General features: G+C 62.4%; 24 protein-coding genes. 8 read left to right on the top strand and 16 right to left on the bottom strand.

The features are described from left to right. Positions 1 to 515: 515 nt before the first annotated feature. The 3 genes from M0D64_RS33710 (at position 516) to M0D64_RS33700 (ending at position 1,417) form a co-directional block, all read left to right on the top strand. Complete coding sequence (locus tag M0D64_RS33710) at positions 516 to 644, top strand: hypothetical protein (RefSeq protein ID WP_266260989.1); 129 nt, start codon at positions 516 to 518, stop codon at positions 642 to 644. Positions 645 to 697: 53 nt separating this feature from the next. Beyond that, positions 698 to 1,090, top strand: a complete 393-nt coding sequence (locus tag M0D64_RS33705) for a hypothetical protein (RefSeq protein ID WP_266260988.1) — start codon at positions 698 to 700, stop codon at positions 1,088 to 1,090. Between the two features lie 78 nt (positions 1,091 to 1,168). Then, positions 1,169 to 1,417 carry a hypothetical protein gene (locus M0D64_RS33700; RefSeq protein ID WP_154567779.1) on the top strand — a complete coding sequence of 83 codons (249 nt, stop codon included), beginning with the start codon at positions 1,169 to 1,171 and terminating at the stop codon, positions 1,415 to 1,417. Between the two features lie 126 nt (positions 1,418 to 1,543). Here M0D64_RS33700 and M0D64_RS33695 read toward each other — a convergent pair whose 3' ends face one another. The 3 genes from M0D64_RS33695 to M0D64_RS33685 all read right to left on the bottom strand — a co-directional run bounded on the left by M0D64_RS33695 (position 1,544) and on the right by M0D64_RS33685 (position 4,038). Further along, positions 1,544 to 1,792, bottom strand: a complete 249-nt coding sequence (locus tag M0D64_RS33695) for a hypothetical protein (RefSeq protein WP_266260987.1) — start codon at positions 1,790 to 1,792, stop codon at positions 1,544 to 1,546. Between the two features lie 265 nt (positions 1,793 to 2,057). Continuing rightward, positions 2,058 to 3,230 (bottom strand): 4-hydroxybenzoate 3-monooxygenase, encoded by a 1,173-nt coding sequence (locus M0D64_RS33690; protein ID WP_266260986.1) that lies wholly within the window; start codon positions 3,228 to 3,230, stop codon positions 2,058 to 2,060. A 175-nt stretch (positions 3,231 to 3,405) separates the two neighbouring features. Continuing rightward, positions 3,406 to 4,038, bottom strand: coding sequence for a TetR/AcrR family transcriptional regulator (locus M0D64_RS33685; RefSeq protein ID WP_266260985.1), 633 nt, complete (start codon positions 4,036 to 4,038; stop codon positions 3,406 to 3,408). A gap of 271 nt (positions 4,039 to 4,309) precedes the next feature. On the opposite strand from M0D64_RS33685, the gene M0D64_RS33680 reads away from it, so the two are divergent. Then, positions 4,310 to 4,621 (top strand): hypothetical protein, encoded by a 312-nt coding sequence (locus tag M0D64_RS33680; protein WP_154567772.1) that lies wholly within the window; start codon positions 4,310 to 4,312, stop codon positions 4,619 to 4,621. Positions 4,622 to 4,682: 61 nt separating this feature from the next. On the opposite strand, the gene ilvA is transcribed toward M0D64_RS33680, so the two are convergent. From ilvA to mprF, 6 genes are all read right to left on the bottom strand, one after another. Beyond that, positions 4,683 to 6,254, bottom strand: a complete 1,572-nt coding sequence (gene ilvA, locus M0D64_RS33675) for a threonine ammonia-lyase, biosynthetic (RefSeq protein WP_266260984.1) — start codon at positions 6,252 to 6,254, stop codon at positions 4,683 to 4,685. A gap of 352 nt (positions 6,255 to 6,606) precedes the next feature. Further along, positions 6,607 to 8,424 carry an alpha/beta hydrolase gene (locus tag M0D64_RS33670; RefSeq protein WP_266260983.1) on the bottom strand — a complete coding sequence of 606 codons (1,818 nt, stop codon included), beginning with the start codon at positions 8,422 to 8,424 and terminating at the stop codon, positions 6,607 to 6,609. A 22-nt stretch (positions 8,425 to 8,446) separates the two neighbouring features. Continuing rightward, complete coding sequence (locus M0D64_RS33665) at positions 8,447 to 8,707, bottom strand: acyl carrier protein (RefSeq protein WP_266260982.1); 261 nt, start codon at positions 8,705 to 8,707, stop codon at positions 8,447 to 8,449. A 44-nt stretch (positions 8,708 to 8,751) separates the two neighbouring features. Continuing rightward, a complete protein-coding gene (locus M0D64_RS33660; protein ID WP_266260981.1) occupies positions 8,752 to 10,299 on the bottom strand; it encodes an amino acid adenylation domain-containing protein in 1,548 nt (515 codons plus the stop codon). Between the two features lie 341 nt (positions 10,300 to 10,640). After that, positions 10,641 to 11,906 carry a virulence factor family protein gene (locus M0D64_RS33655; protein WP_266260980.1) on the bottom strand — a complete coding sequence of 422 codons (1,266 nt, stop codon included), beginning with the start codon at positions 11,904 to 11,906 and terminating at the stop codon, positions 10,641 to 10,643. Further along, the gene (mprF, locus tag M0D64_RS33650; RefSeq protein WP_266260999.1) at positions 11,903 to 14,455 is read right to left on the bottom strand and encodes a bifunctional lysylphosphatidylglycerol flippase/synthetase MprF; all 2,553 of its coding nucleotides are present in this window, start codon (positions 14,453 to 14,455) and stop codon (positions 11,903 to 11,905) included. Before mprF ends, M0D64_RS33655 begins: the two co-directional genes overlap by 4 nt. A gap of 250 nt (positions 14,456 to 14,705) precedes the next feature. Between mprF and M0D64_RS33645 the strand changes: the two genes are divergently transcribed. The 3 genes from M0D64_RS33645 to M0D64_RS33635 all read left to right on the top strand — a co-directional run bounded on the left by M0D64_RS33645 (position 14,706) and on the right by M0D64_RS33635 (position 15,772). After that, on the top strand, positions 14,706 to 14,858 hold the full coding sequence (locus M0D64_RS33645) for a hypothetical protein (protein ID WP_154566646.1): 153 nt from the start codon (positions 14,706 to 14,708) through the stop codon (positions 14,856 to 14,858). Positions 14,859 to 14,971: 113 nt separating this feature from the next. Continuing rightward, positions 14,972 to 15,103 carry a hypothetical protein gene (locus tag M0D64_RS33640; RefSeq protein ID WP_266240653.1) on the top strand — a complete coding sequence of 44 codons (132 nt, stop codon included), beginning with the start codon at positions 14,972 to 14,974 and terminating at the stop codon, positions 15,101 to 15,103. Positions 15,104 to 15,229: 126 nt separating this feature from the next. Continuing rightward, positions 15,230 to 15,772 (top strand): PaaI family thioesterase, encoded by a 543-nt coding sequence (locus M0D64_RS33635; RefSeq protein ID WP_154566647.1) that lies wholly within the window; start codon positions 15,230 to 15,232, stop codon positions 15,770 to 15,772. Between the two features lie 152 nt (positions 15,773 to 15,924). On the opposite strand, the gene M0D64_RS33630 is transcribed toward M0D64_RS33635, so the two are convergent. After that, complete coding sequence (locus M0D64_RS33630) at positions 15,925 to 16,074, bottom strand: hypothetical protein (RefSeq protein ID WP_171927554.1); 150 nt, start codon at positions 16,072 to 16,074, stop codon at positions 15,925 to 15,927. A 235-nt stretch (positions 16,075 to 16,309) separates the two neighbouring features. Here M0D64_RS33630 and M0D64_RS33625 point away from each other — a divergent pair, with 235 nt between their 5' ends. After that, a complete protein-coding gene (locus M0D64_RS33625) occupies positions 16,310 to 17,707 on the top strand; it encodes an MFS transporter (protein WP_266260979.1) in 1,398 nt (465 codons plus the stop codon). 38 nt (positions 17,708 to 17,745) lie between these two features. On the opposite strand, the gene M0D64_RS33620 is transcribed toward M0D64_RS33625, so the two are convergent. The 6 genes from M0D64_RS33620 to M0D64_RS33595 all read right to left on the bottom strand — a co-directional run bounded on the left by M0D64_RS33620 (position 17,746) and on the right by M0D64_RS33595 (position 26,068). After that, positions 17,746 to 19,719, bottom strand: coding sequence for a PAS domain-containing sensor histidine kinase (locus M0D64_RS33620; protein WP_266260978.1), 1,974 nt, complete (start codon positions 19,717 to 19,719; stop codon positions 17,746 to 17,748). A gap of 133 nt (positions 19,720 to 19,852) precedes the next feature. After that, the gene (locus tag M0D64_RS33615; protein ID WP_266260977.1) at positions 19,853 to 21,415 is read right to left on the bottom strand and encodes a DHA2 family efflux MFS transporter permease subunit; all 1,563 of its coding nucleotides are present in this window, start codon (positions 21,413 to 21,415) and stop codon (positions 19,853 to 19,855) included. 79 nt (positions 21,416 to 21,494) lie between these two features. Continuing rightward, positions 21,495 to 22,736, bottom strand: a complete 1,242-nt coding sequence (locus M0D64_RS33610; RefSeq protein WP_266260976.1) for an HlyD family efflux transporter periplasmic adaptor subunit — start codon at positions 22,734 to 22,736, stop codon at positions 21,495 to 21,497. Between the two features lie 42 nt (positions 22,737 to 22,778). Beyond that, positions 22,779 to 24,311 carry an efflux transporter outer membrane subunit gene (locus tag M0D64_RS33605; RefSeq protein ID WP_266260975.1) on the bottom strand — a complete coding sequence of 511 codons (1,533 nt, stop codon included), beginning with the start codon at positions 24,309 to 24,311 and terminating at the stop codon, positions 22,779 to 22,781. Positions 24,312 to 24,383: 72 nt separating this feature from the next. Beyond that, positions 24,384 to 24,821, bottom strand: a complete 438-nt coding sequence (locus tag M0D64_RS33600; RefSeq protein WP_266260974.1) for a MarR family winged helix-turn-helix transcriptional regulator — start codon at positions 24,819 to 24,821, stop codon at positions 24,384 to 24,386. Between the two features lie 197 nt (positions 24,822 to 25,018). Continuing rightward, positions 25,019 to 26,068, bottom strand: a complete 1,050-nt coding sequence (locus tag M0D64_RS33595) for an NAD(P)/FAD-dependent oxidoreductase (RefSeq protein WP_266260973.1) — start codon at positions 26,066 to 26,068, stop codon at positions 25,019 to 25,021. Between the last annotated feature and the right edge of the window lie 3 nt (positions 26,069 to 26,071).

The following is a 26,071-nucleotide window of genomic DNA, read 5'->3' as shown; positions in this document are numbered from 1 at the left end:
TTGAATGAAGAGAGCGTATTTGCGCCGAGGATACACACATTCTGGGCGCACTCACGCAGGATGCTACGGATCAAACCTTAAGAAAAGCTGATGCCGAGTTTGACGATCTCTTTCACGTGCATGAGGCGGCAACGCATCAGCAACCACGTAGAAAGTGCAAACCGCAGCCCATCGCGTCGGCTCACCTCCCTAGTCTGCAACTGAATGTATCCGTCAGGCATACGCGTAGCGACCTGCCACGCCCTGCTTGCCTCGGTTGTTCATACGCGAGTGTTTCAACCTGCCCGAGCACCGCGAATGCATGAAGGCCCGACGTTTTTCATAGCGGGCTCAACGGGTTGCCCACCGATTTCTCGCTGGCGGAACGACTAATCGCAGCGCTGCAACGCGTCCCCATACCGTGTCACATGCGTGGCCGACACGCGAATGAATCGACACGTCCTGTTACACACGAACACATCGGTAATCCAGCCGCTCAGTAGAGTTCGATCACACGCAAAAGGGAAGGCAACGTCATGAAACGAATTTTCGCGCTGGTGTTGTTAGCTGTCACCCTCGGGAGTGCATTGGGCGGTTGCATCATCGTGCCAGAGGGCGGCTATCACGACCATGAGCACTACTACCACGATCACGACCATTACTAAGCGCTGCCCGTGCGGCGCACTCCACTCTCAATCGTAAAACCCGAGAATAAAACATGAACAATTCACGAAACCGCTGGCTGTCCATGGCGATCGTTGCAGGCCTGGGGATCGGTGCATCTTCTGTCGCGCTGGCGCACGTCGATGTGGGGGTGAACATCGGCATTCCAGGCGTGGCCTATGCGCCTGAGCCGGTCTATGCTCCGCCTCCGCCTGTCTACGCACCCGCTCCGCCGGTGGTAATAGTGAGTCCGGGTTGGTACGGCGAGCGCTATTACGACGGCCACCGCTACTGGGAACGACGCGAGTGGGAAGAACGCCATCACGAGCGCGAATGGCATGACGCGCGCGGCTATCGCGACGGCCCGCACGGCGACTGGCACGGCCACGACGGCGATCACGGCGATTGGCACGGCCATGGCGATGACCACGGCCGGGGCGATCACTAATGCATGGGCCGGGGCAGCGTCGCTGACGCCGCCGGCCCGCGCAGGCATTCGCGCCACACCTTTTTCAGGAGCGACGATTTGCTACGCAGCGATCCACGGCGTGTAACCGCACAAATCGACGGCACGCTCATCTCCGCCGAATACAGCGAACAAACCGGCCAACTATGTTTGCGTCAGGATGGCGCCGTGCTCCGCGAATGGTTTCCACCTCATTCGTGGATCGCGATTGCATCGGTGGCGGGAGCTCGGCACTGGGGTACGCGGCCCACCGACGAGGACCTTCGCGCCCTGCTGCGCAACGAGATGACCTTGTTGCGCACGCCATAACCGCGTGACGGATACGAAAAAAGGCCGGTCATCGGACTTGCTCCGATGACCGGCCTCTTATTTTCAACTCGCAGATATTGAACGAGCCGAACTGCTCCGGAAAGATCCGCGTGTTTCGTTGCGCCTTTAACGCGCGTTATAGATCGGCGGCGAATACGAGCTTACCGACATGTCATTGCCGTGACCTGCTTGCCACGAGCCGCGACTGGCCGAACCATAACCGCTGGTATCGGCTTGAGCAGCGCCCTGCTGCGTGGAAACTTGCGCTTGCGTGCCCTGCGCGTCTTGCGGGGCAGGCTGATTCGATTGCGCAAACGAAGCGATCGGGGCGCCAAGAACAACGGCAATAGCAACAGCTTTGATGAGCGATTTCATGAAACCACCTCTAGAGAATGTCTTATACGCGCTGCAGATGTCACAGATCGTGCAGTCGGTGGAAGCAGTCTAGAGGTCGATCAGACGCGGATAAATCCTCCATTCCTGAATTCAGTGTTGCTTTTGACACGACAATCGCGGAAGCCCGCCCATCAAGGGTTTGCCGGAGTGCGCGGGTCCCGCCGGGGTTCGTCTGAGCAAAAATTTCCCGCGCATTCTATAAACGCTGGCGACACAAAGCTGCGCGCGCAGATATCCATCCCTCTTAAACGACAGCGATGCCCACGTAGTTCTCCGCCATCACGGTAGCCGCCGCACGCGATGTGGTCACGTATTCGAGTTCGGCTACCTGCAACTGCTGTTCGAACGGCGAGGCGCCTTCAATGCGGTGCATCATGCTCGTCATCCAGTACGAGAAATGCTCCGCGCGCCAGATACGCTTGAGCGCGGTTGCACTGTAACTGTCGAGCAGATCGGTGCGATTTTCGACGTAGAACGCGCTCAGCGCCTGGGTCAGTACACGCACATCGGCAACGGCGAGATTCATGCCCTTCGCGCCGGTGGGCGGCACGATATGCGCAGCGTCGCCGGCGAGAAAGAGCCGGCCATGCTGCATCGTCGCCGACACGAAACTGCGCATGCCGACAATGTTCTTCTGGAAGATCTTGCCGTCCACGATGTGCTGGCCGTCGTGCGAATCGACGCGTGCGTGCAGTTCGGCCCAGATCCGGTCGTCGGACCAGTTGTCGACGGAATCCTTCGGATCGCATTGGAAATACATGCGCTGCACGTTCGCCGAGCGCGTGCTGACCAACGCAAAACCCCGATCGTGGCGCGCGTAGATCAATTCTTCCGACGACGGTGGTCCTTCGCACAGAATGCCGAACCAGCCGAACGGATAGACGCGTTCGAAATCTTTGCGCAAGGCCTGCGGGATCGATGCACGCGACACACCTTGCGAGCCGTCGCAGCCGATCACGAAGTCGCATTGCAATTCGCACGCTTCGCCTTCGTGGCGATAGCGGATCGACGGCTGATCGGTATCGATGCCGTGCAGCGACGTCTCCGTCACACCGAAACGCAATGCCCCGTCGGCAGCCAGGCGCGCGGCGACCAGATCCTTGATGACTTCGTGCTGGGCGTAGACGGTGATCGAACGGCCGGTGAGTCCGGTCAGATCGATACGGCGCCGCTTGCCTTCGAAAGCCAGTTCAATGCCGTGATGCAACGCCCCTTCGGCCTTCATGCGCGCGCCGACACCTGCCTCGGTGAGCAGGTCCATCGTGCCTTGTTCGAGGACGCCGGCGCGGATGGTGGATTCGATCTGTTCGCGAGTGCGCGATTCGAGTACGACCGAGTCGATGCCGCGCAAGTGAAGAAGATGGGAAAGAAGCAGGCCCGCAGGCCCGGCACCGATGATGCCAACTTGGGTGCGCATGAGTTGTCTCCTGAATGCGGCGTTTGATATGCACGCAGTTTGACGATCATGCGCTGTATCGCGCAACGCGATATGGAGGATAGGCAGTATCTAGTTTTGAGATAACGGATGTACCGGTTCGAGCGGACTGGACACGGGTAAATGCGTCATCCCGTTGCCCAGTCGGCTCTTGCGCTTACTCGACCGATGACCGATCGTCCGTGTCGCTTTGCGCAGCCTCGAGGTAAACCCTGGTCAATTTCCGGATCTCGGCAAGCAACCTCCGGCGCACTGCGGGCTTCTCGTCGTTTGCCCCGGCGACTGCTTTGAGCACATGCAGAAGCAGCACCGCCTTCGTCTCGGACTGCGCCTTCGTCAGATGCGGAATCGCGTTACGCAAAATCGTGGCGATGCTGCCGCGCATCGTTTCGCGAAAACGTGCGCGCCGCTCGTCGCTGCCACCGCGCGCATCAACAAGTGCGATTGCCAGACTGCGCTGCGATTGCAGCGACAGCATGAAATCGACGAATGCATCGGCGAGCTGGCCTGGAGTCATTGCCGACGACTGATCGGCGAGCGCGGTAAAGCTGCTCGTCGTGTCCTGCACATAGCGCGAAAGCAGCGCATCCGCCAAAGATTCTTTGGACGGGAAGAACCGGTACAAGGAGCCAATCGCGGTGTTCGAGCGCGCGGCGATCTCGGTCATGGTGGCCGCGTCGTAGCCCTTCTCGGTAAACACCGCAACGCCTGCTTCCAGGATTGCCGCGACCCGCAGATGCCCCCGTTGTCGTTTCGGCTCCTGCGCGCCGCCAGAAAGTGTCGTTGCCATATCGGAGAGTTTTAACCGCTGTTTTCTTGCGAGCCTGGCTTCGCATCGTGATGTGGATTCCAGCGTGCATGTTAACCCCGCGGCTGGCGACGGCCAAGACTACTGGCGCCGCACCGCATGTGCGCCGTTGCTCACCGTCCGCAGTCCGGTCTGGTCGGGTTTGACATATGCGAGGGCATCCTCTACTATCTTTTGAGAGGATACCCTCGCATAAATGCGGCATGATCCATGTCGCCCGATCGCGTTTTTCGCTAACCAGACGAACCATTCCATGAGCTATCTCGCCCTGTTTTTCTCCGGCGCGTTTCTGTGCAATTGCGTCCCGCACCTCGCGAGCGGCCTGCGCGGCGAGCCGTTTCCGACACCTTTCGCGAAACCGCGGGGTGTCGGCGATTCGTCGGCATTGGTCAACGTGCTGTGGGGATATTTCAATCTGCTGGCCGGCCTCTATCTGCTCACGCGGCAGCCTGTCACGATCGGTGTGAATGCAAACTGCCTCGCGGTATTTGCAGGCGCGCTGGTCTTAGGCGTGTATATGTCCGTGCATTTCGGCAAAGTCTGGCAGGGTAAGCACGCTCGTTAATAGGCGAAGCAGCGGCGCCTGTCGCCAGGCGCCGTCTTCTGCCACGCTGCAATTCGCTCCGTTACGCGAGGAACAATCGGTACACGGGATTCTGCGTCTCTTCCCAGCACGGGTAACCAAGCGTCGTGATAAAGCGGTCGAACTCGCTGTTCTCGCTTTCCGGCACCTGGATGCCGACCAGAATCGAACTGTAGTCCGCACCCTGGTTGCGATAGTGGAACAGGCTGATGTTCCAGTTCGGCGCCATCGACGACAAGAACTTCATCAGCGCGCCCGGCCGCTCCGGAAACTCGAAACGGAACAGACGTTCGTCGTGGGCCAGCGGCGAGCGGCCGCCAACCATGTAACGGATGTGCTGCTTCGACAGTTCATCGAAGGTCAGATCTACAGTGGCGAAGCCATGCGCCTCAAATGCGCCTGCGATCTGCGCGGATTCGCTGCGATTGCGGATCTGCACACCGACGAAGATATGGGCTGAATTCGCGTCCGCAATGCGGTAGTTGAATTCGGTAACGCTGCGCGTCCCCACCAGTTCGCAGAACCGGCGGAAACTGCCGCGCTCTTCCGGAATCGTCACGGCGAACACGGCTTCACGCGCTTCACCCACCTCAGCGCGCTCCGCCACGAAACGCATGCGGTCGAAGTTCATGTTCGCGCCGGACGTGATCGCAATCAGCGTCTGGTCCTCGATGCCCTCACGCTCGGCGTACTGTTTGGCGCCGGCCACGGCCAGTGCGCCGGCCGGTTCCAGCACGCTGCGGGTGTCCTGGAACACGTCCTTGATCGCGGCGCACAGCGCATCGGTATTCACGAGCAGCACGTCGTCGAGATATTCGCGGCACAGGCGGAAGGTTTCCTCGCCGACCAGCTTCACGGCCGTGCCATCCGAGAACAGCCCGACTTCGTTCAATGTGACCCGTTCGCCTGCTTTTAAAGAAGCGGCCATCGCGCACGAGTCGTCGGTCTGTACGCCGATTACCTTGATCTCCGGGCGCACCGATTTCACGTACGCGGCCACACCTGCCGCTAGGCCACCGCCGCCGATCGGCACGAAGATCGCGTGGATCGGGCCCTGATGCTGGCTGAGAATCTCCATTGCGACCGTGCCCTGGCCGGCGATCACGTACGGATCGTCGAACGGGTGGACAAACGTCAGGCCGCGTTCTTCCTGCAGCTTCACCGCGTGACCGTACGCATCGCTATAGGACTCGCCGAACTGCACGACTTCGACGGTCGCCCCGCCATGTGCGCGTACCGCATCGACCTTCACCTGCGGGGTCGTCACGGGCACCACGATGATCGCCTTCACCCCCATGCGGGCCGCCGACAACGCGACGCCCTGCGCATGATTGCCCGCCGACGCGGTAATGACACCCCGCTCCAGCGCATCCGCCGGAATATGCGCCATCTTGTTGTACGCGCCGCGCACCTTGAACGAGAACACCGGTTGGTTGTCCTCACGCTTCAGATAAACCGGATTGCGCAGCCGTGCCGAGAGATTCGGCGCGCGTTCGAGTTCGGTCTCGCGGGCTACGTCATAGACGCGCGCGGTCAGGGTTTTCTTCAGGTAGTCGTGGCGCAATGCGACGCTGTCAGCGGCTTCGTCGACCTTATTGAGTTCGTGTAACGGCAAGGCAAGCTCCTGTGCGGCAAGGACAAGTCATCAAAGAGATCACCAGGAGGCAGGCAGAAAGCGGACATAAAAAAACCCGCCTCGTGGGGCGGGTTTTTGTCACTGCGTATCAGACGCGCGCTAACCCACCATTCGATGAATGGTGCTAATAATCAGCGCAATACGGATGTCGAGGCAGTTCATGCGTTCGATCTTCGTTGACTGGACGGGCTTTGTCAATCCCTGTTCGTTACGTCGGGCAGCGTCGTCTATAGGTCTCACGAGGTCGACCACGTCACGCAGTATTGCTGGCAACGCGGCAAACGGCATAGCAACCCACACGGAAACCGGTGCCGCGAAAGACACCGCAAACTCAAGGCTGCGGGACTTCCGCGACACGCAAGCGGGGATTCGGCGCGCCGGTTTCACGCCGCGCACCCAGCACGCTTTCGCGCAGAAACGCGTCGAACTGCGCCATCACCGCATCACGCGCCGCGCGTGAAAAGAGCGCGTGATCCACCTTCCCCACCACCTTTGCGCTGACGTTCCTCAGCTTGCCGAGCTGGCTGCCGTTCGGCCCAAAATGAATCTCCAGCTCGTCCAGCCCCTCGTCGAGCGGACCGTACATCAGCGCGGTTCGCACACCCTTGCGCTCGAGTTCCAGCGCGATTCTGCGGACAGATCCACCTGGCGTCGACTGCCCGAAGAGCCGTTCGAGCGCCGTGCTGACACGCGCGGTGATGCGCGCGCATAGACGGCGCGTGAGTTCCGCGATGATCGCGCGACCGTTCGCCTGTCCGGTCAATAGCCGCAGCCACTTGCGTGGATTGCGCATCGCGCGCCGGTAGACGACGCTCGACGCCACGTGCTGCGCGCCCGGCCGCGTCCGCGCGCCGCCCCACACAAAAAACGGCAGGTTGACGGAGGCGCAGCCTGCCACGGCTGGGTGAGCGAGCGCCGTATGAAGACTGACGTACGCGCCCGTGCAAACGCCGAACATGATGGTCTTCGAATGGCCCTTTGCCACCAGCCAGTCGACCCCGGCCCTGGCGTCGGCGACTGCGTACCGGGCGTACACCATGTCGAGCGTCAGCGCTTCATCACGACGAAGACTGTCGCCGAGACCGCTGAGGTCCATGCGCAACGACGCGATGCCCTGAGCCGCGAGATGCCGCGCCATCAGCACCGTGAAGCGGCCGTCGCCGACGCGGTGCACGCCGCCCGTGTTGACGAAAAGCACCGCCGGGGCGCCTTCAAGTGCGCGCAATGGCTGACAGAACACGCCGGCGTAACGCCCGCCATCGAACACGACCGGCGTCTCACGGCCATGCGCGAACTCGATCCTCGCGGTAGCTGCGCAGCCTCGCATCTCGACGGCCGTCCCGGCCGCTGCGCCTGCGCTCGCACCCAGCCATTCGAGCGCGCTATCGAAAGCCTGGCCAGGCGTCTCGCTGTAGCTGGGATCGAGCAGGAACCTGCTGTACTCGCTGAAAATCTGCAGGTCAGCCTGAACGCCCTGCGCCTGGTAATGCGCGGCCAGCCGCTTCAGACGCGCACTTTCGTTCAGGTCCTGCAGCAGCATCCGCTGCGCGGGACATTGCACGCCCTGCTCGAGATCGATCTTCGCGAGCATCTCGAGCGAGTCCGGATAGAGACGGAAGCCATGCGCACCGATCGTTTCCGCAGCCTCCGCATCGGGAGTGAATCCGAGCGCATGTTGCGCACTGAGCCAGCTTTGATGCTGGATTTCCAACTCGCGGATATAGCTCTTGCCCGAACTGACCGGCATGAGCAGCACGAGATTCTCGACGCCGCCCAACTCCTCGGCGGCCAACGCCGCGAGCGTGGCCCCAAGACGCAACCCGCATAGACTCAGACGCGTCACGCCGGTTTCGGCGCGAAGCCACGTCGCAGCCGTCTTGATACTGTCGAGCCATGCCCGCAAGCGCTGCGGATCTTCCTCGTGGCCGCTCGAATCGCCGGTGCCGGGGTAGTCGAAGCGCAGCGTGGGCATGCCGCGCGCCGCGAGCGCCTCGGCGAATTCGCGCCAGCCGTGATACGTGCACAGTGCTTCATAGCCGAACGGATTGCAGAGCACCACGCCCATCTCCGCCTGAGCGCCAGCCGGCCGGTGCAGCCATCCGAAACAGCCGTCGAAAGTTACCGGCGTCATGGTGGACGGATTCGTCATGATCGGTTGCCGGAGCGCCACGTCAGGTTCGCGGCGCAAGCGATTCCTCGGGCACGAGGTGCGCAATCACGCGAGCGAGGGAATCGATGCTCTGAAACAGATCGTGGGTAATCAGCGCGGCTGGAATTTCGATGGCGAAGGTTTCTTCGATGGCCATCATGAGGCGAACCGATCCGAGCGATGACAAACCTGCCGCATAGAGATCGTCGCGATCACCTAGTGCATCGACCGGTACGTCGAGACAGGCGATCTCCTGAAGCAGGCCGCGCACGTGATTTTTCATTTGACACCCCGAATACCTGAATTTTCAGCTACAGCATCGACGCATCAGGCGAGCGCATCGATGCTTGCACAGCATTCGGCGAGCGCCTTCCTGTCGATCTTTCCGTTCGCATTGAGCGGCAACGCGTCGAGTTGCACGATCCGTTGCGGCACGGCGTACACCGGCAAGCGCTGACGGCACGCCTGCAGAATCTGTAGCGCGCTGCCTTGCGCGCTGGTCACGAAGGCAATCAGGCCGCCGGCACGGCCCGCATCGTCGACGGGCCATGCGACCACCGCGCAGAGCGCCGCCTGGCTGCATGCCTGCACGACATGTTCGACTTCTTCGAGCTCGATCCGATTGCCGCGAATCTTGATCTGCGTGTCCAGCCGCCCTTGAAACACAATGCCCTGCCCGGCTACCTCGCGCGCGGCGTCCGAGCTTCGATACCAGCGTTGCGACCTGCGGCCCGGATAGGTCATCGAGACAAAACGGCAATTGCCTGGCTCGTCCGCTGACAGATAGCCCGCGGCTAACTGGGGCCCGCCGATCAGCAACTCACCGCTTTCACCGGGCGCTACCGGCGCGAGCGCCGCGTCGACGATCAACAGTTCCATCCCCGGCAATGCGCCGCCGAGCGGCATAACCGCATGCTGCGGATCGCCGGGAGAATCCGGCGTGACTTCGAAAGCCGCGCACGCCACCGTGGTTTCCGTCGGTCCGTACATATTCAGTACCCGGCTGTTCGGCGCGGCTTGCAACCACGCCTGCACCAACAAACGCGGCAGGGGCTCGCCGCCGAACAGGGTGACGCGCACGCTCGGAAATTCGTTCGCGCCCAGTTTGCGAAATTGCTGCATGAAGCCGGCCACCGAGGGCACGCTGCTCCAGTGCGTAATCGCGTGGTCCTTGATAAAGGCCGCGTTGTAGATCGGCTCGACAGTCTTCGGCACGTACAGGCAGCCGCCGTTTGCCCAGCACACGAACATGTCGTGTACTGACGGATCGAAAGTGAGTTCGCACCATTGCGCGTAGCGCGCACGGGGCATCCTGCCCAGCAGTTGCAGTTGCCCTGTTACGTAGGCGTGAGCGTTGGCGTGCGAGATCGGTACGCCTTTGGGCGCGCCGGTCGAACCGGACGTGAAGAGTACGTAGGCCAGATCGTGCGGTGCGCGTGACGTGGCGGCTTCTGCAACTGATGGTTCGGAATGGAGCCCGCCTTCGTCATCCAGCAGCAATATCCGCGGACAGTCGTCAAGCAACGACAACACTTCGCCGAGCACTGCCTTGCAACGCCGGTCGACCAGCAGCAGCGGCGCGCCCGACTGCTCGATCACGGCTGCAATGCGCGCGGCAGGTACGTTGGGATTGAGCGGCACGTAAGCGAAACCCGCCTTGAGGATCCCCAGCAGGCCGGCGTAGGCGGCCACACTGCGATGCGCGAACAGCAGACAGCGCCCGAGCCGGCCGGCCGGCATGGCGGCCGTCAATCCGGCCGCAATCCGGCGCGCCCGCGATGCGAGTTCGTCATAGCCATAGAGGCGTTCATCGACCCATAGCGCGGGACTATCCGGCTCGCTCGCGGCAGTGTCGAAGAAGAAGGAATCCAGCATTCGCAGCCTCGGTCCATTGCGCATCGAACCGGCGCGCGCATCGGCTTATCCGAATGGGCGCGAAAAAAGTTGCCGGTTATGCCGAAAGCACGCTGCCGGAGGCGTGAGCGACCCAGTAACGCGCTGCGTTATCGCAGGAGAGTTTCACCAGAAAGATGCGCGGACGACACCGAGGAAAGCCGGTGTCCTCACGCGATATCGCTAGAGAACGCTGTCGTCCAAGGCTTCGTGAGAATCATAGGATCCGGCACGGCCGGTATATGTGCGATACCGCTCTCAACAGACGAATGAGGGGTGTTTGACGGTGCGCCGCTGCGAGCGGCGCGCTTCATACAGGTGTGTTAATTACGCACACCGCTTTGCTTCCGGAAGGCGTCCAGAATGTGCCGCTCCAACGCGTTGTAGTCGCGGCCGAAGTGATGGTCGCCCGACGTACGAATCACCTCGACGCCGGTGTTGGTCAGCGCCGGACACAAGGTGTCCTTCTCGTCTTCACCGTAGAAGCACTGCACGATCGCGGGTGGTACGCGTGCAAATTCCGGCTGCACCTTCAAGGCTTTGTCGCTCGCCGGCATACCGAGCCAGCCACCCACGCGGATCTGGAAATCGGCATCGGGCGCGAAGCCGAGCAACGCAATCAGCGACACTTTCGCGCGCAGCGCTTCAGGCAGGCGGTTATACGCGAACGGCATGACGTCGGCGCCGAACGAATAGCCGACGAGCGCAATATGGTCCGCATGCCAGCGCGCGCCGTAGGTCTGCATCACGCGCGCGAGATCGCGGCTCGTCTGCGCCGGCGTCTTTTCGCTCCAGAAGTAGCGGAGGCTGTCGATGCCGATCACCGAAACGCCGTCTTTCTGCAAGGCGAGCGAGATGGTCTTGTCGAGGTCGCGCCAGCCGCCGTCGCCGGAAATCACGATCGCCATGAGGCCGTTCGGATGCGCTGCGGGCAATTCGATCAGCGGCAGATCGGAGACGTCGTCATCGTTCGTCGACGCTGTCTGCAAATGCGGCGTGACCATCGCAACGAGCCGCGTGCGATCGCCGTTGCCGGGCGTCGCCTTTTCGACGAAGCCAGGCACCTTGTCGCGGATGATCGTCGGGTCCGGCGGGCACGGTTGGAAGCGCGAATCCAGCGTGCGCTCCGCGTCCACCGAGACCGCGCCGGCAACCGTATTCGACGGCGCCTGTTCGAGCACATGCATCGCCAGCGTCGCGCCCTGCCCCGTACCCGCGACGATCGGCGCGAAATAGCGGCTCGATTGCGATTGCCGTTCGAGTTGATGGCTCAAGGCTTCAGCGTCGCCGACCAATTGATGGCAGGCTTCTTTTTTCGCGCTCAGATTGGCCGCATAGCGTGCCGTATCCACACCGACGGTCATCGCCCCGGCCTTGGCGAGCGCATCGGCGGTTTGCTGGTCGGCCGCACTCCAGCCGCCGGCCGCCGAGTAAAGCACCACGAAGCCGCGCAAGGGGCCGGCTGGCTGTGTCACCGTCACGTCGCCATAACGGCCACCGGATACGGTGGTGGTTGCGGCCAGGGCGGCCGCGCTGCCAACAACAAGGCCCGCCGCCACGGCGAGCCTGAAAAACGGATGCAATGTCATGAACGCCGGCCTCCTGCCAGCAATGACAGGTCCGCGAGCGTGAAGAACACACCCATCGAACCTGACGCCGCGAGATAGCGCGGCTCCCAATGCGGCTGGAACTTGCTCTTGAAAGCACGCAGTCCGCGGAAGTTATAGAAGCGGCCGCCGAAGCGCCACACGATGCCCGCCAGCCGATGCCAGCGCGACGCGAGCGGTGTCGGCTGCATGCCGGAGAGCGGCGCGATGCCGAGACTGAGCGAGCGAAACCCCGCCTGCTTCAGATGCAGCGCCAGTTGGGTAAACAGATATTCCATCGCATACGGCGACGCGCTTTCCACGTGCCGCATCACGCCGACCGTCGCTTCGGTGTTCATATCGGTTGTCATGAAGGTCACGAAAGCGGCCGGCTCGCCGTTCTGACGCACCAGCATCACGGATTGCGCGGCGAGGTATTCGTCGGTAAACGCGGCCACCGAAAAGCTCTTTTCGCGCGCGTCGCGGCTATCGAGCCAGCCGTCGGAAATCTCGCGCAACGTTTCGAGCGACGCAGGCACGTCAGCCTGATCGATCACTTCGACGGCAAAGCCGTCACGTTCGCCGCGCTTGAGCGCATAGCGCAGATGCGCGCGATGCGAGCCCTTCAGGTCGAAATCGTCGAGCACCACGTGGGCTTCTTCGCCGAGTTTCATCAGCGTTAGGCCTGCGTCGAGATAGAGCGGCAAGGCATTGGCGCGCACCTGATAGAACGCGGCGCGGCCGCCGTGCGCATGCGCGAGCGCGACGAACTTGCTGATCAAGCCGGCCCACTCCTCGCGCGGCCCAACCGGATCGTGAAGCGCGGCCCACGTGCGGCCGTTTTTTGCGTACATCAGGAAGGCTTCGCGCGATTCGGAAAAGAGGAAACTCTTGTCGCCCATCAGCGCGAGGCCGGCGTCGCTGCGCTCCTGGGCGCGCACGATGCGCGCCGCGTCTTGCAGATCCTGCGGAGCAGGCATGACGAAACGGCCCGCCGCAGGGCGCAGCAATTGCCAGAAAGAGAACGTGGCGGCGAACAGGCTGGCGGCCAGGGTCGCGCGCAGCGCACGCGGGGCGCGTTCGTCGAAAGCGAATTGCCACCACAGGTCGCGCGTGTACGGCACGTCGCGGAACGCAAACAGCATCACCCACACGGCGAGCGCGAGCACCATCGCCACCGACACCAGCCAGCCCGCCGTAAAGCGCTCGGCAAACAGCGACGAATGGCGGTTGAAACGGCGGCGCGTGGACAACAGCAGCGCGATCAGCATGCCAAGCACACTCGCTTCCACGAAGGCGAGGCCTTTGGTCAGCGAGAGCGCGAGGCTCAGCACCGCCAGCAGCAAGGTCATCCACCACGCGGCGTCCAGACGCCGCAGCAAACCACGCGCGACGAACAACAGCAGCACGCCGAGCACGCTGCACAGCATCTGCGAGCTTTCGAGCACCCACAGCGGCAGCACGTCGCGCAGGATCAGGATGCGCTGCCAGAACGCGGGCGTCGCGCTGGAAATCACCAGCATGCCGCCCACGACGAAAGTCACGAGGCTCAGAAACAGCGGCGCGAGTTTGTATGCACCTGCCGCGTGCCGCAGTGGCAGGCGGCTTTTCAGCGCGCGACCTTCGAAGCCGGCGAGCAGCGCCGCCGAGACGATCAGCGGCACGCCGAAGTAAATCGCGCGATAAGCGAGCAGCGCCGCGACCATCTGATGCGTTTGCACGCTGCCGTTCAGCGTGAACACCATCGCGGCTTCGAACACGCCGACACCGCCGGGTGTGTGGCCGATCATGCCGAGCAGCATCGCGGCGGCATAGACGGTGATGAAGGTCACGAAGCCGACGTCCGCATGCGGCAGCAGCGCCCACAGCGCGAGACCCGCGGCCACCACGTCGAGTACCGCGAGGGCCACTTGCGCAAGCAGATCGCGGCGCGCCGGGATGTCGAACGACAGCCACTGCCAGCGCGTGCGGATCGGGCGCGTGTCGCGGCGGCAGGCGGCGGCCGCGAGTCCGAGCACGACGAGCAGCGCCGCGCCGCTCCAACGCAGCGTGAGCGGCGGGAGATGCAGCATCGTCGCAAGCGGGTCGGCGAGGCACACCATGCCGAGTGCCGTCGTCAACACCAGCGCGAGCCCGAGCGACACGCTCGTGAACACGGTCATGCGGCCGATCTGTGCGGGCGTGACGTTCGACACCCCGTAGACGCGCACGCGCACCGCGCCGCCCGTCAACGCACCGAAGCCGGTCGCATTGCCGAGTGCGGAGCCCGCGGTCGCGCCGATCCACAGGGCCGCGCGCGGCACCGCCGCGCCCAGGTAGCGCAAGCCGACTGCGTCGCGGCCGACCAGCGCGATATAGCTGAGCGTGGTCGCGCCGAGCGCCGCGGCCCACTCGCTTGCCGTCAGGTGACGCAGCTCGCGCATGACCGACCGATAGTCGACCGCTTGCGAGAGATGTTGCAAGACGAGCAGCAACAGCCCGCAAATGCCGAGTGCGAGCAAGGGCGAGAGGAGGCTCCGCTTGCCAAGCGTCTTCGATATACGGTCGAACATCGCGCCTGGCTGGTCGAATTTATTGTTATATCGGTGGAACATGGTCAATGCGGACCTTCGTAGAGCTGTCGTGGCGACGGGTCGTCTGTCACGGCGTCGCCTTACTTCGGCGATTACAAATGGATAACGGCAAAGTGTTGAAAAGGTTGACAGTGTCAGCCAATGTCAGTGAATGCGTCGGGTTTTAACCTGGGCCGGTCACTGAAGCTGAACGCACTTCGCGGCATGACGGGGCGCATGGCAGAGCAATATGGCCGATAAAACGGTCGATATTGCCGATTGGCTTGGCGTGCTGATGAGGACCGCTACGCTCGACAAGGGGCTGGATTTTAAACGCTTATTGAAGATCGCGAGACAAAGATTCGACATGGGGTCGATATCGTTCGATCGCGCACCGTTTTAAAGGCTGATTCGCTCCATCAAGATTTTCGCCTCGCGTGCCGTAATCGAGATCAAGAGCACGGCGCAATGTTGGTTTTTTGCGGCGGAAATGGCGGCAATTGAAGGAGAACGATGATGGCAGATCAGGATTGGGTGATGGCCGGTGTGTATCTGGTCGGGTTGGTGTCGATGGCGCTTCTGATGAGCGCGTTGTCCGCGCGAGCGACCAAAGTGCAGCGCGTGGTTGCATCGCGAATCAGGAAGTAACGCACGGGCGCTGCGCGTGCCGGCAATCCAGAGGTCGCCCTCCAGCGCCCTGATGCGGTTTGGTGCTCTAATCGATGACGATGCATCGATTCCGAAGCACGCTTCCCTCAGGACAGGAGACACGGATTGACGAACGAACAACAGCTCGAACGCTGGCTCGCACGCGAGCAGGAAGTCTTGGCGACGCTTAACGCCGGCCCAGGCCCCGGCGTCGCAAGCCCCGAACAGGTGGCGGGCAAGACCGGCCTGGAAGTCATGCAGGCGATGATGAACGCGGAGCTGCCCTACGCCCCGATTGCGCGCACGCTCGACTTTACGATCGTCGAAGTCAGTGCCGGGCAAGCGGTCTTTCAGGGCACGCCCCTCGCGCAGCATCTGAATCCACTCGGAACCGTGCACGGCGGCTGGATCGCCACCTTGCTCGATTCCGCGCTAGGCTGCTCGGTGCACACGATGATGGCGCCGGGCCGCGGCTACACGACCGCCGAGCTGAGCGTGAATTACGTGAAAGCCGTGACGCCGCGCGTGCAACGCGTGCGCGCCGAAGGCAAGGTGATTCATTGCGGACGGCAACTGGCCACGGCGGAAGCTCGCCTCGTCGGCCCCGACGGCACGCTCTACGCGCATGCCACGACGACCTGTCTGGTGTTCGAGATCCCGAGCCGCTAAAAGATACGGTCAAAACCGCCGGTTGCTTGCCACGGTCGGTGACTTGGCGGCAGCCCGGCTATGCAAGCGTGCGATCCGGCAACTGGCGCTGCGCATGCGTGCGCCCCGCCTTACTTTGCAGCGCCCGTGCTGACACTGGCGCTTCCCGATGCTTACTGCGGACGGCGATGCGCTTCAGCGATCACAGCGCAGTTTTGCAAATGCAGGTTCAGTGCATGCAGAGCCAGTGCGCGGAGCTTGCCCAGCCAGGTGTTAGCGGCGGGTGCAGTGCGGACAGCAGCGGCGTTGGAAGCGGTGTTCATGGTGGACTCCTGTATAGGGTTTATACCTAGGCAATAACCCGATTATAGCTCTCTCATGCCGCACCGCAACAAATATCAAAAATGTCGCCGGCATGTTGTGGGACGGCCACATCCGAGATCCCCGCAGTCTCGAAAAGGGGCAGCATCAGGCGCTGCACTATTAACCATCCGCACCGTACAGGTGCAATAATGTCGCCTTTGCCTGCGACCTCCCGCCGCAGATCGCCCGCCCCTCATGACCGTCGTTCAGAAAGCCCTGATTGCGCCCCTTATCGTCGCATGTGCGATGTTCATGGAAAGCGTCGATGCGAATGTGATCGTCACCGCCTTGCCGGTCATGGCGCGCGACTTCGGGCGCGATCCGGTCACACTGAAAATCGCGGTGACGAGCTACGTGCTCGGTCTAGGTGTGTTTATCCCGGTGTGCGGCTGGCTTGCGGACCGCTTCGGTGCGCGGACGATTTTCCGCACCGCGATCGGCATCTTCGTGACCGGCTCGCTCCTGTGCGCCGCGTCGAACTCGCTTGCCACCTTCACCCTCGCCCGTTTCGTGCAAGGCGTCGGCGGCGCGATGATGGTGCCGGTCGGGCGGATCATCATCTTTCGCGTGGTCCACAAGTCCGACTTCATCCGCGCGATGAACTATCTGAGCGTCCCGGCGCTGCTCGGGCCGGCAGCCGGACCGCTGCTCGGCGGCTTCATCACCACCTATCTGCACTGGCGCCTGATCTTCTTCATCAATGTGCCGATCGGCATTTTGGGTATCTATCTGGCCAACCGGTATATCGCCAACACGCGTGAACCGGATCCCGGACCGCTCGACTGGATCGGCTTTTTTCTGTCGGCGGCCGGCGCGGTGCTGCTTCTGCTCGGACTGTCGCTAGTCGGCGGCGAACTCATGTCGAATCGGGACGCGTTCGGCATGTGCGCGAGCGGTGCTGCGCTGCTGGTGGTCTACGTCGCGTACGCACAGCGCGTCAAATTGCCGTTGCTCGATCTGCGCTTCTTCAAGGTACCGACTTTTCAGGCGAGCGTGCTCGGCGGCTCGCTGTTTCGCATCGGCCTCGGTGCGCTGCCCTTTCTGCTGCCGCTGATGCTGCAGGAAGGACACGGCATGAGCGCGTTCGAGTCCGGCCTGATTACCTGCGCGTCCGCGTTCGGCGGCATGTTCATGCGCACCTTCGCCTCGCGCGTGCTGCATCGCTTCGGCTTCCGTTCGGTGCTGGTGGTGAACGCGGCGCTGTCAGGGATTGCGATCGCGGCGTGCGGACTGTTTTTCCCCGGCACGCCGACCTGGATCATCTGGTTCGTCGTGTTGCTCGGCGGCTTCTTCCCCGCGCTGCAATTCACGAGTCTCAACTCGCTGACTTACGCGGAAATCGCCAGCCGCGACGTGGGGCGCGCGACGAGTCTCGGCAGCGTCGTGCAGCAGATGTCGCTCGGTCTGGGCGTGACGGTGGGCGGTATCGTGCTGCAGATTTCGCGCGTGCTGCACGGACATCCGGGCATCATGTGGTCGGATTTCTGGCCCGCGTTTCTGGTGGTGGGCCTGTGCTCGTTCGCGTCGATTCCGGTCACGCTGCGCATGCCGCATCGCGCGGGTGAAGAGATCTCGCGAGGCGGTCGAGGCTAGCGCCCGCGTTTATCCAGTCAGGAAGCGCGCGTTGACGGCTAGCCGGAACCGCACGGCCGGCGCCGCGTTTCCGCCTGCTCCAGCAACGCTTCGAATAGCGCGAGTTCCACCGGCTTGACGAGATGGGCGTGAAATCCCGCCGATTGCGTACGTTCGCGATCGCTTGAGTGACCGAAGCCGGTCATGGCGGCGAACACCGTGTCGGACAGAGCGGGCATCGCGCGCAACGCCTCGAGCGTCGCGTAACCGTCCATTCTGGGCATCGCAAGGTCGATCAAGGCAAGGTGGGGCGCGAGGCGCGGCGCAACGGCGAGTGCCTGCTGGCCGTCGTAGGCAATGCGGACTTCGTGGCCTTTGAGTTCGAGCAGCATGGCGAGGCTGTCGGCGGAGTCGCGATTGTCGTCCACCAACAGAATACGCAACGCAGACACCGCGTTTCCCGCCACGCCGGCCTGATCAGCCTGCTCTGCGGGGAGCGCTGCGGCAAACGGCAAACTGAGCGTGAACGAGCTGCCGCACCCCACTCCCTCGCTGCTCGCGATGATGCTTCCGCCATGCAATTCGACCAGCGATTTGCACAATGTAAGGCCGATGCCGAGACCACCTTCGCCGAGGCTTTGCCCTTCCTTTTCCTGCGCGAACAACTCGAAGATCGAATCGAGCGAACGTACCGGAATGCCGCGGCCACGATCGCGCACTTCCAGCACAGCCATCTGATGATCGACACGTCCGAAGATCTCGACGCGGCTGCCAGGCGGCGAAAACTTCGACGCGTTATGCAGCAGGTTTTGCAGCACCTGCACGAGCCGCGTCGTGTCGCCGTGCACGATCAGCGGCTCGACCGGCATATGCGTCCCCACGCTCTGTTCCCGCGCATCGGTAAACGGCCGTGCCGCTTCGATCGCACGCGCCACCACTTCGGCCAGATCGACACGCGCGAGGCGCAACTCGACCTTGTCCGACATGATGCGGCCGACGTCGAGCAGATCGTCGACGAGACGCGTGAGGTGCGTGACCTGGCGGTCGATCAGATCGCGCGAGCGCGCCAGCGTTGGACTCATGCCCGCTTCGAGTTGCATCACGCCGATCGCGTTGCGCACCGGTGCAAGCGGATTGCGCAACTCGTGGGCGAGGGTCGCGAGAAACTTGCGCATGCGCTCGCCGGAGCGCTCCAGCTCTTCGCGCTCACGGCGCTCGGTCAGATCGCGCGTGACCTTGGCGAAACCACGCAACCGGTTCGATTCGTCATAGACGGCGGTGATGTTGACGTTGGCCCAGAAGGTCGTGCCGTCCTTGCGCACGCGCCAGCCCTCGTCTTCGACACGGCCGAGCTGCCTCGCGATCGCCAGTTCGCGCGCGGGCTTGCCGGCCGCTGCTTCTTCGCGCGTGTAGAAGTTCGAGAAATGCTGGCCGATGATTTCGTCGCGCGTATAGCCTTTGATGCGCGCGGCGCCTGCGTTCCAACTCACCACATAGCCGTCCGGATCGAGCATGAAAATCGCGTAGTCTTTCACGTTGTCGACCAACAGACGGAAGCGTTCCTCGCTCTGCCGCAACGCTTCCACAAACGCGCGCTGGGTGGTCAGATCGCGGGTAATTTTGGCGAAGCCGGTCAGCACACCCGCCTCGTCGCGCACCGCCGTGATGACCACGTTGCACCAGAAGGTCGTGCCGTCTTTGCGAACCCGCCAGCCTTCGTCCTCGAAGCGGCCAGTCAGCGCTGCCTGCTGCAACTCGTAAGCGGGCCAGCCGCGCGCCACGGCTTCGGCAGGGTAGAAACGCGAGAAGTGCTCGCCGATGATTTCGCGCGCCGCGTAGCCCTTCAGTTTTTGCGCGCCGGCATTCCAGCTGACGATACGTCCGGTCGGATCCAGCAGGAAGATTGCGTAGTCTTCAATCGACTGGACCAGCGCCCCGTAATCGACCTCGGCGGGCGTGTTCGCGTGGAGCACGCGCGGCTCGTCAGCGGTCTCGCCGTTGTCGCCTGCGGGGGGGACATCAGTCTTGTTCATGGTGAAAAGCGTCTATTGATATGTTCAGGCAGCATACACCGGCTCACTTCCATATTTCGCTCATGACCCAGCCTCATTGGACAACGTCAGCAGGCTCGATCAAACCACGACCACGCCGCAGAAACTCCGACCCTCAATGCCCCCCGGCACCAGCCGCCGCTGCCGCACTCGCCTTGTCCGGCTTCGTCACCCAGATCAACGGAATGATCACCACGAAAATCACGGCTGAAAGCCAGAAAATATCGTTCAGACCGAGCATCGCTGCCTGCGTATTCATCGACTGTTCGAAGAACGCCATCGCCTGAGAACCGCTTCCGCCCAGCGACGCTTGCACGGCGTCCAGAGCGGAAGTGAACGTTGGATTGTTCACACTCGTTTGCTCGGCCAGCCTCGCATGATGCAAGATCGTACGGTCATTCCAACCCGTAGTAGCAAGCGACGTTCCCACTGCCCCGGCAAACACCCGGGCGAAATTCGATAATCCCGCAGCGGCCGGAATCTTGTCGGGAGTGAGGCCGGAAAGAATGATCGCCGTCAGCGGCACAAAGAACAATGCAGTCGGAATACCTTGCAGCAGAGTCGGTAAAACCAGGGTCCACGTATCCACACCAGTCGTGTAATGCGAGCGCATGAAAAACACGCCGGCAAACCCAAGAAACGCCAGCGTCGCCAATACTCGCGCATCCGATTTCGGCATGATCTTCGCCATCACCGGCGCGAGAATCACGGCAAAGATGCCAAGCGGTGCGGTAGCCAGACCGGCGTCCACCGACCGGTAGCTCAAGTACTCCTGCATCCATTGCGGCAACAGGACAAGGTTCGAGAAAAACACCGCGTAGGCCACCGAAATCGCAATCGTGCCACCCAGAAAATTACGCCCTCCGAACAATCGCAAGTCGACGATCGGATTCTTCTCGGTCAGCTCCCAGATCAGAAAGAACACAAAGCTCATCGCCGCGAATACGGTCAGCGCGACAATCACAGGCGAATTGAACCAGTCCAGGTCCTTGCCCTTGTCGAGCATGATCTGCAGGGAGCCCACCCATGCGATCAGCGAGAGCAGCCCCACCTTGTCGATCGGCAAGCGTTTGGTCGGGGTTTCGCGCGTGCGGTAGATCGCCCACGTCACGCCTGCTGCAAAGATGCCTACAGGAATATTGATGTAGAAGATCCATGACCACGAGTAGCTATCGGTAATCCAGCCGCCGAGCGCCGGGCCGGCGATCGGGCCGACCGTCGCTGTCATGGCCCACAACGCCAAAGCGTGCGAGCTCTTTTCCCGCGGATACGAGCCGAGCAGAATCGCCTGCGACAGCGGAATCAACGGACCCGCCACCGCACCCTGCACGATCCGCGCCGCGAGCAGTACCGGCAGAGTCGGCGCAATGCCGCACAACCACGACGAGAGTACGAACAACAGAATTGCCCACACGAACAGTTTGATTTGCCCGACGCGCTGCGTGAGCCAACCCGTCAACGGAATCGCAATCGCGTTGGCCGCGGCGAACAGCGTAATCACCCACGTCCCCTCGTCCACCGACACACCAAGATTGCCCGCAATGGTCGGAATCGCGACGTTCGCAATCGACGAATCAAGCACGTTCATAAACGTGGCCAATGCCACGGCAAGCGTCGCCAGCACGAGCTTGCCGCCGGTCAGAGGCGGGAGCGTGGCGGAATTGGGCGAACCATTCATTTCATCACCTATGGAAGAAGGCTAATGCCTGACTTGTCAGCTAATCGGTTAAAAAAACGGGCGTCAGGAGATCGTCCGTTCAACCTGCTATCCGTGCTGCGTTCTTTGGTGTCGCGCTTGCCGCTACAGCACGTGCCGATGGCATGTTCTGCGCGATGATCCTGGCGATTTCGGCATCGGCGTCAGCGCCGTACTGGGCGAACACGTCCGTGCGATAAGTGGTGTTGGTTGCCGCGCCCAGTTGGGTGCCTGACTCGTCGCGCGTTTCGACATCGACTTGCATCGACAAGCCGATCCGCAGCGGATGAGCGTTCAGTTCGTTCTGGTCAAGCTGGATTCGCGCCGGGAGGCGCTGTACCACCTTGATCCAGTTGCCGGTCGCATTCTGCGCGGGCAACACAGCGAATGCGGCCCCCGTGCCCGCCGAAAAACCCACTACGTGGCCGTGATACTTGACGCTCGACCCATACACGTCGGCAGTCAGCGTGACCGGTTGGCCGATGCGCATGTGCTTCAATTGGCCTTCCTTGAAGTTCGCATCGACCCACACGCCGTCGAGCGGCACGATCGCCATCAACGGCGTGCCCGGTGCCACGCGTTGACCGACCTGCACCGAGCGGCGCGCCACATAACCTGTCACCGGTGCAGGCAAGGTGTTGCGTGCGTAATTCAGGTACGCGTCGCGCACTTTCGAGGCGGCGGCCTGCACGTTCGGGTGCTGTTCGACCGACGTGCGATCGGTCAGCGCGTGATTGGCCGCGGCCTGCTGGCGAGCGGCGTCGAGCGCGGCTTGCGCGGAGCTGACGGCGTCGCGCGCATGAGCGATGTCCTCACCGGATACCGCGCCCGTTTCGGCAACGGCCTGGCGGCGCTTGAGGTCGTCTTCGGCGCGCGCGAGATCGGACTGACGTTGCGCGATGGTCGCGGCGTAGAAGTCGTTGTTCACGTAGAGGCCACTGACCTGTCTCACGGTCTGGCCGAGCGTCGCTTCGGCGTTCGACAGCGCGACTTTCGCGTCGGCGTTATCGAGCGTCACGACCGGTGCGCCCTGCTTGACGATCTGCGTGTCGTCGGCGTTCACTGCCACCACGGTGCCGCTCACTTGCGGCGTCAACTGCACGAGATTGCCGTTGACGTAGGCATCGTCGGTCGACTGATGATATTGACCGTTAGTGATGTAGTAGGCGCCGTAGCCCGCGCCGGCCAACACTACTGTGGCGGCCAGCAAGGCGAGCAGCAGCTTGCGCTTCGCAGGCGCCGTCACCTGCTTGGCTTGGTCCGCGTCCGCCGTCTCGCGGTTGGTGGTGATCGTATCGCTCATTTTGTGGGTCCTGACAGAAAGTGAAAGCGTCGCGATGGCGTCTTAGCGGGTGGCGACGACGGGGTTGGTTTGTACTGCCGAACTGGCCGAGGTTGCCGACGCGGCCACGCTGCCCTGTGCGCGCGAATCAGCGCTGTCGGTATAGCCACCGCCCAGTGCGGCAGCCAGAGCAATTTGCTGATCGCGCCGGTTCATCTTCAGATTCGCGACCTGCTGGTCGGCGGCGAGCGCCGTGGTGTCGGCATTCAGTACCGTTAGCTGATTCGCAAGACCGGCCTTGTACTGCGTGAGCGCCAACTGATCGGCACCGCGGGCGGCTTCCTGGGCGGCTTGCGCGTCGCCGAGTTGCTCGTCGGTCGAACGGATTTGCGCGAGTTGCGTCGCGACTTCGGACAGCGCGGTGACGAGCGTCTGGTTATACGTCGCGACGGCGTAGTCGAAATCGGCATACCGGCCCTTTAGTTGCGCGCGCAACTGACCGCCGTCGAAGATCGGCAGATGGATCGCGGGACCGACCGACGCCGTGCGGCTCGCTGCGGTCAGGAAGCGGCCGAAGCCAAACGCGTCGAGACCGATAGCCGCACTTAGGTTGATGTCGGGATAGAACTCGGCCTTGGCTTCCTTCACGTCATGCGTGAGCGCGTCGACGCGCCATCTGGCAGCGACCAGATCCGGGCGGCGGCTCACCAGGTCGGCAGGCAGGTTATCCGGCAGACGTACTTCGTCGCCGATCCCGAGCGTTGGGCGCGCAATCGTGAGGCCACGGTCCGGGCCGGCGCCAAGCAATGCGGCCAGTTGATAACGGGTGGTGAGGATGCTGCCGTCGAGCGATGCCAACGTAGCGCGACTGGTGGCGAGGTTCGCTTGCGCGGTCTTGCGTTCGACCTGGGTATCGAGACCTGTTGCGATGCGGCCGGCGGTGATGCGGTCGATCTGCTCGCGCTGCGTGATTTCCTGCTGCGCGATGTCGCGTAACGCGTACAGACGGGCGAGCTGGTTATAGGCCCGTGCCGTTGCGGACGTCAGCGACAGCCTGACGACTTCGGCATCCGCCTCGCTCGCCTGCAGTTGAGACAACGAGGCCTTGAGTGCTTCGCGATTCTTGCCCCACAAGTCCAGATCGTAGGAAGCGGATAACAGGCCTTTGTTCTCCGATTGCCATGAACCGCCAAACGGCGGCGGCACCAGCGCCGTGCCCGAATACTGCTGGCGCGTGAACGAATACGTGGCGCCGACTTGCGGCATCGTGCTGGCCTTCGCCGTGTCGCTATACGCAGCGGCTGCGGCAACGCGTGCCCGGGCCTGTTCGATCGACGGATTGCCCTTCAGCGCTTCCACAAGCAAGGCCTTCAGTTGCGCGTCGCCGAACTGATCGGCCCAATCGGCGGCAGGCCAATGGCCGTGATCCGCGGGGAGGCTTTGTTGCGTCGCGTAGGTCTGTGGCTGTGCCATCTGTTTGTCGCTCGAGATGCCAGCGTAGTTCGCGCAAGCCGACAGCACGGCCGCGAAGATTGCCGTCACGCCCACCTTCGCGATGCGTGACCTGGCTGCCTGCCTATTTAGCTGCAATATCATTTGCTGACCTGTCAGATATTAGGGTAAAAAAATGGCTGCAATCGTTCGCAGCGTTGTTTGCCTCGTTGCTTGCTAGTCTTCGAGAAACTTGTTCAGCAGGCGGCGCAATTCCTCGAATTCGGCTTTGGTGAATTTCCTCAAACGCCCGTTCAGCACCGCCGGAGCAATCTGCGGAAGATGCTCGGCGACGTCCTCCCCTGCCTTCGTCAACTTCAGATTGACGACGCGCCGGTCCTCCATACTGCGCGAGCGCTCCAGCAGACCTTTGGTCTCGAGCTTGTCGAGCATGCGTGTCATCAAACCCGTGTCGATACCGAGATGTTTGGACAACTCGAACGGCGTGGTCGCAATGTCCTGACGCAACGACAGCAGGATGCCCATTTGCTGGCTGGTGATATCCAGATCTTTAAGCGCGGCGTCCATTTCCGTAATCAACACGTTGCGCGCCTTGTTGATGGCGAACCCCACACTGTTTGTCAGACCGAAACTCTCCGGCGTGTAGTGATCCATGCGCAGCTCCTTGTTGGTTGCAATCAATATATCTGCATAGTCAGATACTGTCAAATTTAAATTTGTAGAAGTCAGATTCATGAATGCAAGACGGGACGACAAGTATGTGCGGACGAATCCATTGCGCGTGGGCCGATGTTCGCAGGGCGGACCGCGGAGGACGGCCTCCCGCGCCGGCTGGACGATATAGCCCGCCGTCAGACCGCCGCGCCAACCTTTTCCGCCAGCTTCGCGTCGTAACTGGAATGGACGTGCACCCGCTTCTTCTCCGGATAGGCGTACGCGTATGCCTTGCGCAGCGCCAGCGACGCCTCGTGAAAACCGGACAGAATCAGCTTCTGCTTGTTTGGATAGTTGGCGATGTCGCCGACCGCGAAAATGCCGGGCCGCGAGCTTTCATAGTTGGACGTATCCACATCGACGCGGCCGCCGTGGATCGACAGATTCCACTGCGCGATTGGCCCGAGATCGGCAACCAGGCCGTACAGCACGACGAGTTGCCCGGTGTCGAGTTGCGTTTCGCCTTCGATATGCCGCAGCGCGATCGACTTCAGCGTATCGCCTTCGACGTTGAGCCCCGAAATCGCGCCGACGATGAAGTCCATCTCCCCTGCTTCGACCGCGCGCCGCATCGACTCGACGCTCGAATCCGCCGCACTGAAGCCGTTGCGACGATGCACCAGCGTTACGCGCCGCGCGACCTTGCGCAGTGCCAGCGCCCAGTCGAGCGCTGAATCGCCGCCGCCGGCCACCACCACCGTCTTGCCGGCGAAATCGGCGAGACGTTGCACGCTGTAGTGCACGTGACGCGACTCCAGCGGCACGGCTTCCGCGAGCGGCAGTTTTTGCGGCACGAACGCGCCATTGCCGGCGGCAAGCAGAATCGCCGCCACGTCGAATACGAGGCCGCGGTCGGTGCACACGGTCCAGCGTCCATCGTCGCGCTGCTCGACCGACTCGACCCGTTGCTCGAGATGGATGGGCACATCGAACGGCTTGCATTGCGCCATCAAACGCTCGACCAGTTCGCGCGCGGTACACGAAGGAATTGCGGGAATGTCGTAGATCGGCTTGTCCGGATAGAGCTCGATGCACTGCCCGCCCACCTTGCCGAGCCCATCGACGATCTGGCACGACAGGCCGATTACACCGGCTTCGAAAGCGGCAAAAAGGCCGACAGGCCCGGCGCCGACAATCAGGACATCGGAACGAATCGGTTGCAAAAGCGGGTCTGTTGCGGACGTCATTCG

Source organism: Paraburkholderia sp. WS6 (assembly GCF_030464835.1).
GTDB lineage: Bacteria > Pseudomonadota > Gammaproteobacteria > Burkholderiales > Burkholderiaceae > Paraburkholderia > Paraburkholderia madseniana.
Note: the sequence above shows the minus strand (reverse complement) of the source record. Positions and strands in the feature narration are given on the sequence as shown.

What these genes read in the sequence shown, in the direction of transcription:
- M0D64_RS33645 (WP_154566646.1), top strand. Translation starts at nt 14,706, where the DNA reads ATGGCCGATAAAACGGTCGATATTGCCGATTGGCTTGGCGTGCTGATG.
- M0D64_RS33630 (WP_171927554.1), bottom strand. Translation starts at nt 16,074, where the DNA reads ATGAACACCGCTTCCAACGCCGCTGCTGTCCGCACTGCACCCGCCGCT.
- M0D64_RS33690 (WP_266260986.1), bottom strand. Translation starts at nt 3,230, where the DNA reads ATGCGCACCCAAGTTGGCATCATCGGTGCCGGGCCTGCGGGCCTGCTT.
- M0D64_RS33615 (WP_266260977.1), bottom strand. Translation starts at nt 21,415, where the DNA reads ATGAATGGTTCGCCCAATTCCGCCACGCTCCCGCCTCTGACCGGCGGC.
- M0D64_RS33595 (WP_266260973.1), bottom strand. Translation starts at nt 26,068, where the DNA reads ATGACGTCCGCAACAGACCCGCTTTTGCAACCGATTCGTTCCGATGTC.
- M0D64_RS33625 (WP_266260979.1), top strand. Translation starts at nt 16,310, where the DNA reads ATGACCGTCGTTCAGAAAGCCCTGATTGCGCCCCTTATCGTCGCATGT.
- M0D64_RS33655 (WP_266260980.1), bottom strand. Translation starts at nt 11,906, where the DNA reads ATGACATTGCATCCGTTTTTCAGGCTCGCCGTGGCGGCGGGCCTTGTT.
- M0D64_RS33605 (WP_266260975.1), bottom strand. Translation starts at nt 24,311, where the DNA reads ATGATATTGCAGCTAAATAGGCAGGCAGCCAGGTCACGCATCGCGAAG.
- M0D64_RS33670 (WP_266260983.1), bottom strand. Translation starts at nt 8,424, where the DNA reads ATGACGAATCCGTCCACCATGACGCCGGTAACTTTCGACGGCTGTTTC.
- M0D64_RS33685 (WP_266260985.1), bottom strand. Translation starts at nt 4,038, where the DNA reads ATGGCAACGACACTTTCTGGCGGCGCGCAGGAGCCGAAACGACAACGG.
- mprF (WP_266260999.1), bottom strand. Translation starts at nt 14,455, where the DNA reads ATGTTCGACCGTATATCGAAGACGCTTGGCAAGCGGAGCCTCCTCTCG.
- M0D64_RS33695 (WP_266260987.1), bottom strand. Translation starts at nt 1,792, where the DNA reads ATGAAATCGCTCATCAAAGCTGTTGCTATTGCCGTTGTTCTTGGCGCC.
- M0D64_RS33620 (WP_266260978.1), bottom strand. Translation starts at nt 19,719, where the DNA reads ATGAACAAGACTGATGTCCCCCCCGCAGGCGACAACGGCGAGACCGCT.
- M0D64_RS33610 (WP_266260976.1), bottom strand. Translation starts at nt 22,736, where the DNA reads ATGAGCGATACGATCACCACCAACCGCGAGACGGCGGACGCGGACCAA.
- M0D64_RS33660 (WP_266260981.1), bottom strand. Translation starts at nt 10,299, where the DNA reads ATGCTGGATTCCTTCTTCTTCGACACTGCCGCGAGCGAGCCGGATAGT.
- M0D64_RS33600 (WP_266260974.1), bottom strand. Translation starts at nt 24,821, where the DNA reads ATGGATCACTACACGCCGGAGAGTTTCGGTCTGACAAACAGTGTGGGG.
- M0D64_RS33665 (WP_266260982.1), bottom strand. Translation starts at nt 8,707, where the DNA reads ATGAAAAATCACGTGCGCGGCCTGCTTCAGGAGATCGCCTGTCTCGAC.
- M0D64_RS33705 (WP_266260988.1), top strand. Translation starts at nt 698, where the DNA reads ATGAACAATTCACGAAACCGCTGGCTGTCCATGGCGATCGTTGCAGGC.
- M0D64_RS33710 (WP_266260989.1), top strand. Translation starts at nt 516, where the DNA reads ATGAAACGAATTTTCGCGCTGGTGTTGTTAGCTGTCACCCTCGGGAGT.
- M0D64_RS33680 (WP_154567772.1), top strand. Translation starts at nt 4,310, where the DNA reads ATGAGCTATCTCGCCCTGTTTTTCTCCGGCGCGTTTCTGTGCAATTGC.
- M0D64_RS33640 (WP_266240653.1), top strand. Translation starts at nt 14,972, where the DNA reads ATGGCAGATCAGGATTGGGTGATGGCCGGTGTGTATCTGGTCGGGTTG.